The organism is Kitasatospora sp. NPDC059795 (assembly GCF_042732175.1).
In the GTDB taxonomy this organism is placed as follows: domain Bacteria; phylum Actinomycetota; class Actinomycetes; order Streptomycetales; family Streptomycetaceae; genus Kitasatospora.
The window spans coordinates 40,275-55,365 of the sequence record NZ_JBHWID010000006.1 but is presented as its reverse complement, the minus strand read 5'-3'; the positions used below and the strand labels follow the sequence as shown (position 1 = coordinate 55,365).

General features: G+C 68.2%; 11 protein-coding genes. 2 read left to right on the top strand and 9 right to left on the bottom strand.

The window, feature by feature from the left end:
* Window positions 1-8: 8 nt before the first annotated feature.
* Both ACFV4P_RS14380 and ACFV4P_RS14375 read right to left on the bottom strand, forming a co-directional pair.
* Window positions 9-1,013 (bottom strand): TauD/TfdA family dioxygenase, encoded by a 1,005-nt coding sequence (locus ACFV4P_RS14380; protein WP_380470869.1) that lies wholly within the window; start codon window positions 1,011-1,013, stop codon window positions 9-11.
* A 72-nt stretch (window positions 1,014-1,085) separates the two neighbouring features.
* Window positions 1,086-2,216 carry a hypothetical protein gene (locus ACFV4P_RS14375; protein ID WP_380470867.1) on the bottom strand — a complete coding sequence of 377 codons (1,131 nt, stop codon included), beginning with the start codon at window positions 2,214-2,216 and terminating at the stop codon, window positions 1,086-1,088.
* Window positions 2,217-2,520: 304 nt separating this feature from the next.
* Between ACFV4P_RS14375 and ACFV4P_RS14370 the strand changes: the two genes are divergently transcribed.
* Window positions 2,521-3,693, top strand: a complete 1,173-nt coding sequence (locus ACFV4P_RS14370) for an alpha/beta hydrolase family protein (RefSeq protein WP_380470865.1) — start codon at window positions 2,521-2,523, stop codon at window positions 3,691-3,693.
* 31 nt (window positions 3,694-3,724) lie between these two features.
* Here ACFV4P_RS14370 and ACFV4P_RS14365 read toward each other — a convergent pair whose 3' ends face one another.
* A complete protein-coding gene (locus ACFV4P_RS14365) occupies window positions 3,725-4,504 on the bottom strand; it encodes a response regulator (protein ID WP_380470864.1) in 780 nt (259 codons plus the stop codon).
* Window positions 4,501-5,703 (bottom strand): sensor histidine kinase, encoded by a 1,203-nt coding sequence (locus tag ACFV4P_RS14360; protein WP_380470862.1) that lies wholly within the window; start codon window positions 5,701-5,703, stop codon window positions 4,501-4,503. The genes ACFV4P_RS14365 and ACFV4P_RS14360 overlap by 4 nt, the downstream gene beginning before the upstream one ends.
* Window positions 5,704-6,122: 419 nt before the next feature.
* Between ACFV4P_RS14360 and ACFV4P_RS14355 the strand changes: the two genes are divergently transcribed.
* Entirely contained in the window at window positions 6,123-7,637 is a 1,515-nt protein-coding gene (locus tag ACFV4P_RS14355; RefSeq protein WP_380470860.1) for a tyrosinase family protein, read from the top strand.
* A 781-nt stretch (window positions 7,638-8,418) separates the two neighbouring features.
* Here the strand turns inward: ACFV4P_RS14355 and ACFV4P_RS14350 are convergent.
* The 5 genes from ACFV4P_RS14350 to ACFV4P_RS14330 are packed head-to-tail and all read right to left on the bottom strand — an operon-like array spanning window position 8,419 to window position 14,947.
* On the bottom strand, window positions 8,419-8,883 hold the full coding sequence (locus ACFV4P_RS14350; protein ID WP_380470858.1) for a DNA phosphorothioation-associated protein 4: 465 nt from the start codon (window positions 8,881-8,883) through the stop codon (window positions 8,419-8,421).
* Window positions 8,883-10,940 (bottom strand): AAA family ATPase, encoded by a 2,058-nt coding sequence (locus ACFV4P_RS14345; protein WP_380470857.1) that lies wholly within the window; start codon window positions 10,938-10,940, stop codon window positions 8,883-8,885. The genes ACFV4P_RS14350 and ACFV4P_RS14345 overlap by 1 nt, the downstream gene beginning before the upstream one ends.
* The gene (locus ACFV4P_RS14340; RefSeq protein ID WP_380470855.1) at window positions 10,937-11,113 is read right to left on the bottom strand and encodes a hypothetical protein; all 177 of its coding nucleotides are present in this window, start codon (window positions 11,111-11,113) and stop codon (window positions 10,937-10,939) included. The genes ACFV4P_RS14345 and ACFV4P_RS14340 overlap by 4 nt, the downstream gene beginning before the upstream one ends.
* A 46-nt stretch (window positions 11,114-11,159) precedes the next feature.
* Window positions 11,160-13,307, bottom strand: a complete 2,148-nt coding sequence (locus ACFV4P_RS14335; RefSeq protein WP_380470853.1) for a DEAD/DEAH box helicase family protein — start codon at window positions 13,305-13,307, stop codon at window positions 11,160-11,162.
* Window positions 13,307-14,947, bottom strand: coding sequence for a hypothetical protein (locus ACFV4P_RS14330; protein ID WP_380470851.1), 1,641 nt, complete (start codon window positions 14,945-14,947; stop codon window positions 13,307-13,309). Before ACFV4P_RS14330 ends, ACFV4P_RS14335 begins: the two co-directional genes overlap by 1 nt.
* Window positions 14,948-15,091 lie beyond the last annotated feature (144 nt).

The window sequence follows — 15,091 nt, the reverse complement described above, 5'->3', positions numbered from 1 at the left end:
CGCCGGTCTCAGCGTGCGAGGACGTGGCCGTCGTCGGGGCGGTGGTCGCGGGAGCGGCGCAGGTCGGTGGTGACGTAGGTGCGCTGCAGCCAGCGGTCCGCGCCGTCGTACCGGGGCCGGAAGGCGGTGCGGCCGTGGACGGTGACGCGGTTGTCGAGGACGACCAGGTCGCCGGGGGTCAGACGCAGGGTGCGGGCGGTCGTCTCGCAGGCCCGGCCGAACTCCGCGAGTGCGGCGGCGGCCCGAGGGGTGAGCGGCGTGGTGACGAGTTGGGCCATCCGGATGTCCGGGTCGTCGGCGGCGCCGAACAGCACCGGCCCGGGCTCGGGTTCGGCCCCGCTCGCGTCGGGGGCGAAGGAGGGCGGTGGTGCGGTGATGAACTCCGGTGCGAACAGGGCCTCGCGGCCGGCCGGGGTGAGCAGCGGCAGCGCTCGGCGGATGCCGGCGACGCGCATGCCGGCCGTCCCGTCGTGGTCGGCGCGCAGGCACAGGAAGACCACGTAGTCGGGCGGGTGGGGATGGAAGCCGTTCTCGCTGTGGAAGGACAGCGGCACCGACCCGGCGTTGCCGTGGAAGGACTCCTGCCCGGGCACCGGGACGACGTCCTGCACGAGGGCGCCGGACTTCTCGGCCCGGTAGGCGAGCGGCTCGCCGAGCCCGCAGGCCACCATGGTGAGCAGCGCGGCCGGGACGGCGGCCCGGCGCTGCACCGAGCCGGCCACGGCCGGTGTCGGGGGCAGCGTCGCGCGGTCGACGGGCAGGCCGCCGATCACCAGGGCGCCGTGCGGGCCGGAGTGCCGGCGGAACCGGCGCAGCGCGCGGCGCAGCGGCAGCGGGAGTTCGTCCCAGGCGTCCCTGGCCCGGTCCACCCACGCGGGGTCGTCGACCTGATCGGGTCCGCCGGTGCACAGGGTGCGGGCCAGTTGCTCGCACAACCGGGCGTCGGCGGGGTCGAGTTGCCGGTCGGCGGCGGTGCCGGCGTTCCGGGTGGTGCCGGGCTTCGTCTCGGTCATCGGTCTCCTGCCGAAGGGGGCGGCGGGGCGTGGGTCTCAGGCGGGGCGCGGGTTTTAGGAGTGGCGTGGGTTTCAGGAGTGGCGCAGGCCGGCCACGGCGTCGGCGATGTAGTGGTCGCCGAAGCGGATCAGTGGGGCGTACTGGGCGGCGCGGCGGTGGCGCATGAGCCGCAGTTCGGCGACGGCGTTGTCGGGGCCTTCGGGCCGTTGGGCGATGGAGCGGCGCAGGTGGACCATCGAGTAGGCGAGGGTGACGTGCCGTTCCGCGTCCACGATGTCGGCTTCCAGCAGGGTGCCGCGGGCGTCGGCCAACTCCTGTGATCGGGACGCCAGTTGGTCGTAGGTGTCGGGAAGCGCCGTCAGGAGGTCCTTCATCGCGGCCCGGAACAGCCTGTAGCCCCGGTGCTGGCGTCCGCTGAGCGGGATGTCCGTGGACGGGGGCGCCATGGTCCGGCGGATCTCCGCCATGTAGTGGTCGGCCGGGATCGTGCCGGCGTGCTGCATCGCCGCCGGAAAGCCGCGCACGTACACCGTCGCGTCCGCCATCCGGGCCAGTGCGGCCTCCACGTCGCCGCGCCGCAGGTGGCGGGTGGCGTCGGCCACGGCGTCCGCGGCGCAGACGTTGAACAGGACGTGGACCTGGTGCCCGATGAGCCAACGGGCGCTCCACACGCCCTCCGGCGACGGGCCCGGGCCCAGGCCCGGGCCGGATTCGGGCACGGCCGTCGGCGGCGCGGGATCGGGGTCGGCGCCGGGCGCCGTGCCGGTGAGGTCGAACACCGCCTGCCGCATCCCGGCCGCCTCCAGTGCCAGGTCGGCGCCCGACAGCGGCGCTTCGCACAGGTCCTCCAGGCCGCGGTGGACGACCAGAGCGCCGTGCAGGGCGGCCTGTTGGTCCGACAGCTCCACCTCGCGGACCCGGAAGTACGACTGACTGGTCGACTCCGCCGGCACGTCCTCCCCGACCACGGCCGGAGCCAGCGCCGACAGCGCGGCCACCAACTCCCCCGCCGTCGCGGCGACTTCCCGCAGCGCCGCACTCCGCTCGACGGGCCCCGCGTGGGTCGGCGCCCCGGCCAACGCCCGCGCGGTCCGCCGCGCCGCAGCCTCGACCTCCGACCCCAGCACCGGAGCGGGCCGCCCGCCCCGGGGTTCGCGGAAGACAGCGACGGCAGGGTGATCGGCGATCGGAGGTAAGCCCATGGTGGACATGGTTCGCCAGAATCACGCCGCGCGAAACCTCGGAGCCCGAGAACTGCCATGCCGTGCACCGGAGTTGGCCGATTCTGCGGCGGCGGCGCAGGGATCGCCGACCTCGACGCCGTCCGCACCGGCACGGAAGCCTCCCAATTCCCGTAGCGCGAAGCAGCATCCCGCCGACACCTAAGCCTGATGCGGAGCAGGCACGGTCCGCCCGTGGGCGGAGGCCGGATCCGCCCGGGAGCGGACTTCGCGATCGACCCCTGAGTAGACGTCAAGTACCTTGCCCAGAACCTAGGTTCGGGGCATGACCAGTTTTCGCCGCGCGGCCGTGACCGCCGCGCTCGCCCTCGTCCTGCCGCTGCCGGTCGTCGCCGCGGCCCCCGCCTTCGCCGCCTCGCCGACGTCCGCCGCCGCCCCCGTGACGGCCGGGTTCACGGCCTCGCTGCCCCGCCCGACCGGACCGTACGCGGTCGGACGCGACCTGCTGCACCTCGTCGACCGGAACCGCCAGGACCCGTGGGTGCCGTCGGCGGGCGCACGGGAGTTGATGGTGTCGATGTACTACCCGGCCCGGGCCGGCAGCGGAACGCCCGCGCCCTACATGAGCACCGAGGAGGCCCGGCTGCTGCTGGCGAGGAAGGACCCGGGCACCAGCATTCCGCCCGAGTCGGTGGCCGGCGTCGGTACGTGGGCGCGGGCGGACGCGCGCCCGGCGGACGGCCGCTTCCCGCTGGTGCTGCTCTCGCCCGGCTTCACCTTCCCCCGGGCCCTGTTCAGCAGCATCGCCGAGGACCTGGCCAGCCGCGGCTACGTGGTCGCGCTGATCGACCACACCTACGAGTCCACCGGCGTCACCTTCCCGGACGGCCGGACGCTCCCCTGCGCGATCTGCGACCAGCCGCCGGAGGGCGGGCTGCCGGCCATCGCCGAGAGCCGGGCCAAGGACGCCTCGTTCGTCATCGACCGGCTGACGTCGGGCAGTTCGCCGTGGGAGCGGGCCCGGCTGATCGACCGGCACCGGATCGGCATGGCCGGGCACTCCATCGGCGGTGACGCCGCCGCCACCACCATGGCCGCCGACCACCGGGTGCGGGCGGGCGTGAACATGGACGGCACGTTCTTCGCGCCCGTCCCGGCCGGCGGACTCGACGGGCGGCCGTTCCTGCTGTTCGGCGCCGGGGTGCACGACACCCAGGGCACGGACACCAGCTGGGACGAGGCCTGGTCCCGCCTGGACGGCTGGAAGCGGTGGCTCACCGTCGCCGGAGCCGACCACGGCAGCTTCAGCGACCTGGGCCTGCTCGCGCAGGCCGCGGGCCGGCCCTCCGCCCCCGGGGCGATCGACCCGACGCGCGGACTGGCGATCACCCGGACGTACCTCGCCGCCTTCTTCGACCTCCAGCTGAAGGGGAAGCCGCAGCCGCTGCTGGACGGGCCGTCCCCGGACATGCCGGAGGTCGCCGTCCAACTCCCTTAGCACCGAAGGCCGGTGTCCCCGCCCGGCAGGCTCAGCCGGACGGGGACACCAGGCCCGCGTCATAGGCGGCGATGACCAGATGGATGCGGTCGCGGGCGTCCAACTTGGCCAGCAGCCGGGCGACATGGGTCTTGGCGGTGGCGGGGGCGATGAACAGCTGCTCGGCGATCTCGGCATTGGACAGGCCGCGACCGACCAGGATCAGGACCTCGTGCTCGCGCTCGGTGATCCCCGGCAGGCTGCGCTTCGGCGCGGCCGGGGTGGGCGCGGGCCGGTCAGTGAGGTCGGCGATCAGGCGCCGGGTGACGCTCGGCGCGATCAGGGCGTCGCCGGCGGCGACCACCCGGATCGCCGCGAGGATGTCCGTCAGCGCCATGTCCTTGACCAGGAAGCCGCTCGCGCCGGCCCGCAGCGCGCCGTAGACGTTCTCGTCGTCGTCGAAGGTGGTCAGCATCAGCACCCGCACCGGCGGGTCGGCCCTGCCCGCGCCCCTGCCCGTACCCGCGCCCGCACTCGCGCCCACGCCTGCGGTGAGCAGCCGGGTGGCCTCGATGCCGTCCATGCCGGGCATCCGGATGTCCATCACCACGACGTCGGGACGGACCTCCTGCGCCCGCCGGACGGCCTCGGCGCCGGTGGCCGCCTCGCCCGCGAGTTCCAGGCCGGGAGAGTGGGCGATGGCCATGCCCAGCCCGGCGCGCACCAGTTCCTGGTCGTCGGCGAGCAGCACCCGGATCGCGGGGGCGGCCGCGGAGTCTGCGGCGGTCACGGAGTCTGCGGCGGTCGCGGCGTTCGGATCGGCGGCCGTCATGCGGGCAGCCTGGCGGCGACCCGGAAGCCGCCCTCGGGGCGGGAGTTGGCGCTGAACCGGCCGTTCAGCAGCGCGACCCGCTCACGCATCCCGGCGATCCCGTACCCGGTTCCGTCGGCGCGGCGAACGGTGGTGCGGTCGGGCGTGCCGCCGTGGCCGTCGTCCAACACCTCGATGGTCAACTCCTGCTCCTGGTAGACGATGTGGACCTCGCAGCGGTCGGCGCCCGCGTGCCGCAGCACATTGGTGACCGACTCCTGGACGATTCGGAAGGCGGCCAGGTCGATCTCGGGCGGCAGCGGGCGCGGCTGTCCCTGCCAGCGTACGTCCACCTCGACGCCGGCCTGCGCCATCGTCTCCGTCAGCCGGTCGACGGCCTCAAGTCCCGCGAGCGGTACGGCGGTCGAGGGGTTCTCGCCGGTCTCGGCGTGCCGAAGCGAGACGAGCATCCGGCGCAGGCCGGACAGCGTCTCCCGGCTGGTGGCCTCGATGGCGTCCAGGGCCCGGCGCGCCCCGGCCGGTTCCACGTCCAGCACCATGCTCGCCGCACCGGCCTGGATCGCGATCACGCCGATGCTGTGCGCCACCACGTCGTGCAACTCCCGGGCGATCCGCAGCCGTTCGTCCGTGATCGCCTGCCGGGCGGCGTACGTGCGCAGGTCCGCGCTGTAACGGCGTTGCTGGCGTACCGAGTTGCCGATCGCCCAGGGGATCGCGATGCCTGCCGCGAACGCCGCGACGAGACTCACGAGGTCGCCGGGATCGGTCGCGCCGCCCCTGAGCGCCGTCACTCCGCCGAACCAGACGGCGAACTCGACGAGCCCGGCGAGCACCGAGACCCGGGCGGGGCGGACCGCCGCGAGGTAGCCGAGCAGGATGTCCATCGCCACGAACAGCGGCCACGTCCGCCCACCGAGCAGCAGCACGACCGCATACTCGGCCACCAGCACCCCGAACACCTGCGCCGGCCACCGCCGGGCCCAGCACAGCGGCAGCGCCAGCAGCACGGCGAGGGCCGCCCGCACGCCGAATCCCACCGCGACCGCCGGGTGCCGGAACCCGAACGGCGGGGCCATGTCGAACGTCGTCGACATGAAGAGCAGCAGCGCGAACTCCCCGGCGGCGCACCAGCTCAGCGCCGTCCAGACCCCCGACGGAAGTCGCCTCAGCCACGGCGCGCGCGGCACGTCCCGATCCATGCGGCGATGGTAGCCAGCCGCCCCGCCGCCGACATCCGCCCGTGGGCATACGCCCGCAGGTGGAGGGGCGTTCCTCCCCACCGCGCGGCCCGTGGGGCGAACTCGCCCGGAACGGCTCTCTCTTGAACGCGCAAAGCCGGTCGGCCAACATGCGCTGCCCGCCCTGACGGCCGTCCGAGGCACGAGCCCGGCTGCGGCGGCCGGCCGGAAGCCTGGACGTTCCTCCGTCCGGCCGCGCCCTGTGCGGCCCAGCCTGCCTGGCCGGCAGCCGCCACTGCTCCGAGCATGGACCTGGTGCGTCGATCGCGCAGCCACCTCCTCGACTGATCGGTCACCCGGAGCGACTGGTGCGACCGCCCCGCCGGCCGCACCCCGCTGCCGGCGTCGTCACTCCCGTTCCGGAGCCCAGCGGAGGAAGCATGGCCAGCACCCCGGGAAACCCGCCCGCCGATCAGGTCGTCGCAGCGCCCACCTATTTGGCGGACATCCGCTTCTTCTTCCGGCCCGAGGACGTGGCCCACATGGGCGCCAAGGGGATCGAGCTCGGAACCTACGACGGGGTGAAGAAGAACGCGCTCGCCATCCTCGCGCAGACCTCCCCGCCGAACGCGCAGATGCCCCCGGACCAGGCCGGGAAGTGGAGCACCGAACGCTCCCAGACGTTCAAGAACTGGATCGTCAACGGCTACCCCGTCGGCACGGCGACGGGCGGCGGCCCCCCGGCGGGCGGACCGGCCCCGACCAGGCTCCGCAAGGACGTCACCACACTGACCGACGCCGAGTTCACGCTGCTGAAGACCGCGTTCAGCGGCCTGATGGCCCGCGACCCGGCAGCGGCGGACAGCTACTTCGTCCTGGCCGGGCAGCACGGCCTCCCGGAGAGCTGGTGTCTGCACCACGAGGACCGTTTCAACCCCTGGCACCGCCAGTACCTGATCCAGTTCGAGGACGCGCTGCGCTCCGTCCCCGGCTGCGAGACGGTGACGCTCCCCTACTGGGACATCACGACCAACCTGCCGGACCGGCTCCAGCACCCGCCGCTCGACCAGTACGTCCTGCCGGCCGACCCCGGCGCCAAGGCGACGCCGCAGCCCGTCACCGGGTACTTCCCGTACACGACCCAGCGGTTCCCCGTCGCCACCATCGCCCAGAACGTGCAGGACTTCGGGGTGCCGGCCGACATCACCACCTCGCTGACCCAGTCGCTGTGGGGCACGTACAACGTGAACGGCTACCAGGACTTCTCGATCCAGGCCCACGACGGCGGCCACGGCTCGATCGGGCCGACGATGGGCGACCAGAACGTCTCGTCCTTCGACCCGGTGTTCTGGTTCTTCCACTGCAACATCGACCGCCTCTGGCTGAGCTGGCAGACCCGCGCCCAAGCGACCACCCTGACCGGCTTCCGGTCCACCCTGGGCACCGACACCGACTGGCTCACCGCGCCGTTCAACGCCCTGCCGCCGTTCACCACGACAGCCGACCAGACGATCGAGACGACCGTCACCTACGACCGGCTGGACGTCCCCGCCCCCGCGGTGCACGCCATGGAGAACGTCATGGAGAACCTGTCCGGAAGCACCGACGCCGCCAGCCCCTTCGCGTTCCGCAGCACCGACCCCGTCTCGGTGCGGGTGAAGGGCATCGACCGGCTGAACATCCCGGGGTCGTTCGTCGTGACGCTGCTCTCGAACGACGAGCCCGTCGCGAAGCGCTTCTTCTTCCAGCCGAAGACCCCTCGGAAGTGCCCGACCTGCGTGAAGCACGGCATCATCAACCTCGACTTCCGGCTGCCGCAGGAGCAGATCCTCGACCGGCAACTGTCAGTCCGCATCGACGTCCCCGGACACTCCGACGAGATCGGCACCGCCTTCCCCCTCGCCCAGGCCGGCAACCCCACCGTCAACGCGCGACTCCTGGTGCAGGACGCGTAACCGGGACCGGCGGCGGTACGTAGTTGCGGAAGGGAGGCTCCGGTGCGAGAACCCGTGATCGCCACCGCCCTGCCGATCTCGCCCTGACCGGTTGGTGCGTGCTGCACGGCGTGTCCGGCCTCGCAGCCGGCCAATGCGCGGCTCGCCGACTGGAGACGGCCGAGATCGTGATGACACTCGCGGTGGTCACGATGATGGCACCAGCGTTCGACCCGCTGCCGCACGACCTGTGGTCAGCCCGTTACCGTCCGGCGCCTGGGCGCACTACCCCCACCACGTCGTCAGCGCGTCCGCCATGGCCGCCCCGGCCGTGGCGCCGAAGCATCACCACTCCCGCGGCACCCGCATCCAGGAGGCCGTCCATACCGCGGCACGGCCTGGACGCAGTTCCTGCACGGTCTCGAAGTCCGACAGACCGTGCAGGGTTTGCAGCGTGATCACCGCGGCCAGGACCCTGCGGCGGCATGCCCAGCCTGCCGTTTCGCCGACGGATGCATGTCCACGAACATCACCGCCGGGAACCGCCGCCCCCAGTACTCGGCCAGGAACGAGAACACACTCCCCGCCGGAATCAACTCCCGACCGGTCTCCCACACATCCGGCCCGACCGTCTCTCCGACCCATTCCCCCATCGCCACAGGACGAGGCTGGCCCCACCACTCACATGGCGAGGTAAGAACCCAACATCTTCATCGGTCTTCGCAGCAGTGCGCGATCCGGCGTGGGTATGCCGGACCGCGCTGGTCCGACACACCCACGCCGGAATTCGTACCGCCGTCTACTACCAGGTCAGACCTGCGGAAGACATCAGGTCGCCGACCTCATCGACTTCTTCCGAAGTCGAAACCAAGGATCCGAGCACCAGGTCCGCAATGATCTGGTCGAGATCACCTGGATTGGTATTAATCTCGCCCTGGATGTAGCTCAATCCACCGTTAGCATAATCCTCAAAAATTCGAACCCTTTCGTCGAGCCGGTCATCGGCCAGGATTTTCGGGTCGTCCTGAATTTCCACTGCAGCAAGCATGTCGATGAGGACGTCCCCATACTGCCGACCTTCCATCAAGGCGAGCCGAATGGGCTCCCCCGCTTTTTCGAACGGCTCCCGCCTCCCCTTGCGCTGACCCAGTGCGGCAGCAAACATCATGCATTCCACCAGCGTACGGAACGGCGTATTCTTCCCGTGTAGATCATTGAGGAGCTTCTCATGCTGGAGAGGCCGGCGAAAACGGTCAACGGAAGGCATCAGAAGTTCACCTTTTCCAGGACGGTGTGCTCGAAATCTCCGTAGGAAACGTAGGGGACCGCGCGATTCCTGATCTCGATGGTCTCTTCCTTCGCCTGCCTGTTAGGGGTGATGGAATGCAGAACATACATGCTGGTCGCCGATTCCTGGAGGTTCTCCATGACCCGGCCCCGGGCCTGGGACTGCGACAGGAGTGTGACGATCTGCGAGGTGAGCTCAGGCAAGGCCCGGGAGATCTCCTCCTGGTAGGTCAGGTCGAGACTCCCGAAGGGGGCATCCATGACCACCGGGTAGACGCCTCCCCCATCAGCGATCACCTGATCGGCTCCACTCCTGCGCTCGTGGAAGCTCTTGGCAACCTCCGACACCGCCCCTACGAAAGACAGGCCAAGGATCTGGTTCTCTCCGGTGGAACGGATCGCCGCACCCGCCGGCGACTTCAAGTGCAGCTCGAAGGATTCGTCAATCTCAGGCGTGTAGGATTTGATGAAGATTCGGGAGAACACCTCCTTGATCTTCCGGTCGAGCCGCTCCCGAACCTCCTCCGTCTTCAGGGTGAGGACTTCTACAAAAGCCTGCCGCACCTCTTCAACGAGGTTTATTTGCCGCTGGACCTTCCGAGACTTCTCACTCACCCCCTCCTGCGTTTTGAAGTTTCGCCTGGAAATATCCAATTCCTTCTCAAGTCGAGCTTTTTGATCCTCACTTCGCTGATGCTCGACGAGCGCCTGCGTCTTCTTTTCGGCATATATTTTGCGGCGCTCTTCAAGGCGCTGGACATCTTGAATGTCAACGCCCTTGAGCTGTCGTTCTACCTCGCTCCGTTCGGCGTTTAGTTGGTTGATATTCTCAGTCACGAGCAAGACGTCCTGCAGGTTTTGCTGGAGGTCCGTAAGGAGGCTGGCGCGCTCGTCCCGAAGATTCCGCATCTGTCCGTCGACATAGACCCATCGGGCCTCCACGTCCGCCAGTCCGGCGTTGTAACGCCGCCGCTCAAGCTCCTCGAACTCCGGTGTTCCTTGATGGAGCGGTCGCCCACACATGCACTGACCGTCTTCCAGAAGACCGTCGATGAAGCTCCGCTGAATACCAGCAGGAAGCTCACGCCGCTGGCGCATGCCTTCCGCGAGCTTCATTACAGTCTCGTCCGTACCTTGAGTGAAGGAAATGAAGCCGCTCCGGGAAATCCGTTCGCGCTTGCGGGCCTTAAGTTCATCGATCTTCTCGTGCTCCGCCTTGATCTTCCGATTCAGGCTGGCTCTCTGGTCCTGCAAAGGGCGGGCCTGAGTATTGGCACGCAGCGCGCGCTCGGCTTCGTCGACTTCACGCTGGTAACTGCTGGCTTCCGCCGACAGCTGTCGGCTCCGGGCGTCCGCCTGAGCAATCTGCCGCTCCAGGCTTTCGATGCTGTCTGAGAGTTCACCGAGCCTGGCGTCGCTCTTCTTGTCGATGTCGCGGGCCAGCTGCTTGGATACCTTGGGGAGGTGCTGGTAGATGGCACGTTCGATCGTCTCAAGATTGAGCAGCGTCTTGATGGCACGCTTGACCTCGTCGTTATTCTCTTCACTGGCGAACATCTTCTCCATGCGCTCGCCATTGAAGAAGAAGAACCGGCGCAGGCCCTCGGGGAGAATCTTCTCAATGCGGTCCTGACCGTTGGTTAGATTACTCACCTCGCCATCCGCCGCGATCTCTGTGACCGCCAGCTGCGAAGTGGCGACCTTCTGCTCATCCATTTTCTTGGTGACCGTGACATCCCGAGTAACGGAGAACATAGTTCCCTCGTGCTCGAAGTCGAGCTGGACAGAGGCGCTGATCGGCTCACCGAAATCGGTGTCTGCCCACGCCTTGTCATGGATGATCCGGTGCTGCTGTTCCACGTCGTCGGAGAAGGTTCCGTACAGCGCCCAGGTGAAGGCGTTGAGGAGCGTGGTCTTGCCTGCACCGTTGTTACCGAAAATCAGTACCGCAGGCTTTCCTTCAACGGTGGCCAGGTTCAGCGTCTGTTCCCCGTAGAAGGCTCGGAAGTTCTTGAGGATGAGCCGGTGCAACTTCACTTGATCAGCCTCTTGACCTCTTCGACGATACCGGGAACGACCTGAGAGGGATCGTTGTAGTGCAGGTACTCCCGCTCCAGCTGCGTGACCGCCTGGGCGAGCTTGCGTGCCTCGGGCGAGAGCGCGCTCAGCACGTCACGGGCAGTGCGGCGCGGGGTTGGCTCTGTGGTCAATTCGGCTCCAACGGAAGAGACAGGAGGTCTGGCTGGTCGAGACTGGTCACGTATCGAACAGGCCGTAGCGTGAACGGAGCGGGCGCAGGAGATCGAGAGTGTGAGCTTCGTTCTCAGCAAGCCGCGCGAACTCTTCGACACGGGCGAGTTCACCCCGGAGCATTCGGCGTTCGGTCTCATGCTGCAACGCACTGGCCCCGGCTGGAGGGACGACGATGAAGTCGATGATCTCGGCATTCCCCTTGCCCGCGGACCTCCGCAACACCCGGCCGCGCCGCTGGATGAACTGGCGGGGATTGGACGAACTGGCGAGCAGGTAGGCAATCCGGGCAGCCGGCACGTCGACCCCTTCGTCCAGGCATCGCATCGAGACGACGGCTCGAATACTCCTTCCGTCACTGAAGCGACGAAGGACGTCCTGGCGGTCGGCCCGACTGGTTTCAGAGGTATAGCGAGCCACCGGCATGCGAAGTTCGACGCCGGCCATGGAGACCACCTGGTCGAGCTGGGTCGGTTCCTCGACGCCGTTCTCGTAGGAGATCGGGTGACGGCCTTCAGCGCAGTAGACGAGCTGGTAGGACTGAGCGTTTCGACGATCGAGTTCCCGTTTGAGGGCGGGCAGTTTCCCCCGTGCATGCCCGAGGATATTGGCGCGCTTGCGCAGCAGCGCACCGAGCGGGCTGTCCTCGTCCAGCGGATCGTTGCCCAGCCGAGCGGCCATCAGCTTGGCGATCTTGCTGGTGACGACGACGTAGAGCTCGGCTTCCTCCTCGTCCAGTTCGATCAGGACGGGCCAGTAGTTGTAACGGCAGAGCGCACCCTGCCGGATCGCTTCGCCGATGCCCATCTCGAAGGCGATGTCCCCGAAGTAGTCGGTGAGGGCTTCGGTACCGGCATCGTCGAACCAGCGTTCGGGCGTTGCGGACAGTCCGAGCCGGTGCTGCGCGTTCGACGGGAGCTTCGTCCGCAAGCGAGCGGCCCCCAGATTATGGGCTTCGTCAGCGATGAACAGGAGCCGACCGTGGTAACCGCTCAGCAGGCGCTGGAAGGGCTCCTCACCGAAGGTCTTGTTGGTCGTGATGACGACTCCTGCCGAAGCAATGCCCAGGGCGAGTCCATACAGGAGATCGGCAGCCCTCCGGCTCCAGGCGTTGGTGGATTCGTAGGCTCGGACAGCCGTAATCCCGAACCGCGCAACGTCATCGGCCCACTGGTCCACGAGGTGCTGGTAGGGGACGACGATCACGGTCAGCAGGGATCTGCCGCTCTTCTGAAGCACGGTGCTGAGTTGAGCTGCGGCGGCCAGCGCCGTCACGGTCTTGCCCGTCCCCGTGGCCATACGGAAGATGCCCCGCCCTTCCCGGGCGAACCAGTTGTGCACGGCCTGCTTCTGGTAGTCGCGGATCTGGAGGTCCCGCGGGATGGTAAGGATCCCTCGTACGTCGACCGGCTTCTCGACGGTCATCGGCGCGCCGTCGGACGGGAGGTCGTCGAGCTCTGGGCGGTTCGCAGTGGTACGGGCCGCCCGTTCGACGACGTGCTTGGCTACTTCGGTGAACGGCAGGACGCGCAGCAATTGCGTCCGGTCCTGCCAGAGGTCCTCGAAGTCCTGGCTGATTCGCAGGGCGCGGTCCGCGTCTCGGTGGTCCCAGCTCCGGAAGACCTCGATGGATTCAAAGTTCCCCACGAGGCCGGAACGCGTCTCGTTGGCGCTTCCCTTGAACGCAACCAGGTCCTGGCCATCGCGGAAGACACCTATCTTCTCGTGATACATCCCGACTCGGTCCTCGTTGGACACGTAGGCCAGCTTGAACTCCACTCGCCTCTCCGCGACGAGCCGTCCAAGCTTTCCCAGCCCTCGCGCCGCCCGCGGTTCCTCGATCGCTTCGTTCAGGTCCCGGAGCGCCGCACGCTCCATGACTTCCCGCAGCGCATAGCCCGCTTCAATGTCCTCGACGTCCTGCTGCTCAAGGTAAGGGGACGCAATGATGCGCATCATTCCCCCGCGCTCGGTGAAGTCGTCCAGTCCCTGTCCCAGCAACGCGAGGCTGGAGGAGGTGAAGTACCCGACCGCGCGGTCGTAACGGGTTGCCACATGTAGCGCCGGTAGGTAGAAGTCCCTGACGATGTGGCCCCGGTCGCTGCGGTAGTCAGGCTTGGGGTCAGTGGCCCGCAGTCCGGCATGGGGATCCATCAGATCAGCCCCATGTCCTCGATCAGGTCATCCACGGTGGGGACGTCCTGGTAGTCGTGGTCGTCGGGGCCAGGGCCGCCGACCTGTTCCTTGCGGATGTCCGCCAGCCGGCGCACCTGGCCGTCGCGGACGCTGAAAGGCGGGGTGGACATGACCTGGCGGAGGCTGGACTCCTTGACACCGAAGTCCCGCACCAGTAGGCGGACCACCTCATCAGCCTCGACGGCACCGTCGTGCTGGTCGACCAAGTCAGCGACGAGTTCCTTCATCGGCTTGTAGACGGGCATCCCCCACTCGCTGAGTGCCCACTGGTCCTTGGCCGCGCGCTGAAACCGTGGGTCAGCATCCAGTTTCTGCTTGAGATAGGGGAGCTGGATGACCATCTCGGTGCGCTCCTTGAGCTCCGCCGTCGACAACGGCCGCCCTTCGGCTGCGAGGACGGCTGCTACGGTGTTCAGCTGCGTCTGCTTCTCCTGCTTCGGCCTGGACTGCTCCGGCGGCAGGAGCACCGGGGTCCATTTGTCGTTCTCGACTGCTATGACTTCGTCGTCCTTGGCCAGAAGGTCGCGAAGTGTCCGGTACCGGATGCGTCGTTCGAGCCGCCCGGCGATCTCCGGGGTGGTCAGGGGGACGCGTGCCTCCAGCAGAACGTCCAGAACATCCTCCCGAAGGGAATTCAGCCACCGGACCCTGCCAGGGTCCGGCTCCGCGGGTGCCGTCGCAATTGCCGTCGAAGTGACTCCGGGAGCATCCGCCGACTCAGGAGTACAGGAGGACTCGGCGGAACGACGGGTGCCGGTACCGAGGGTCCAGGAGGCAGGCACAACTGCCACGGCGTCACGGATGCTCCGGGCCAACAGGCCGAGCTCTCCCTCCGTATCGTCCGCGTCCGCCAGGAGCTCCCCCAGAGTGATCTGTTCGGCTTCCTCGTACTCGGAGTGCAAATGGCTTGCAAGGCGAGAGAGGAGGTCCTGAACCGACGGGACGTAGTACAGCAGTCTTTCGTGGGTCCCTTCCCCAACGGTTTCGCCGCAGGCTTCCGCCGGGTCGGTGTCGGGGGCACCGGTTCGGACAATCCGGCCGCCGGGCGTCTGCTGGACCTCGAACCCGCAACGTACGAGCCAGTGTTCCAACTGCAGGTCGTGTTGGGGCAAGGTAGCAGTCACCTGGGAAAGACAGCGGCGGGCCGCCTCGAAGCTCATGATCTGGAAAGGATCGAGGTCGAGTGCGTCGAGAGTGTCGGAGATGCAGCTCTTGATGTCACCGTCGAACAGCCACCGCCCGTTCCGGGCGTCGTGCCACCTCAGACCGAGCAGGACGTGCAGCACAGTAAGGTCGTAGTAGTCGCTGACGGGCGCCCCGAGCCAGTCGTGGCGGTCGATCAACTCCTCGCAATCGATGGGGTCGAGGAGCTCCTCGTCCACAGCGGTCACTGAGCTCAGCGCCGCCCTGTCGTGGAGGATCGCGTCGTGCAGCCCACGGTGGAGCTGGTTGCGGACATCCCGAACGACGGCAACTGTCACGGAGTGGTCACGTGCCAGGTGGAGCATCGGCACTGGGTTCGGCACGCAGAGCTGTCTCAGGACGAAGTCCTGCTCAAGGGGCGTAAGGCTGTCGAACCAGTCCTTGAGCGCCGCCACGGCAGGGTGGTTGCTGGCACTTCGGTGGCGGTGTGCTGACATCGGGGGCGTTTCCTGGTCCTTGCTTCAAAATGGCATCGGCTGGACCGCCGTGAGCGGTAGGCGGACATCTCCGGCGTCACACGACCGACCGCCTCGTGACGC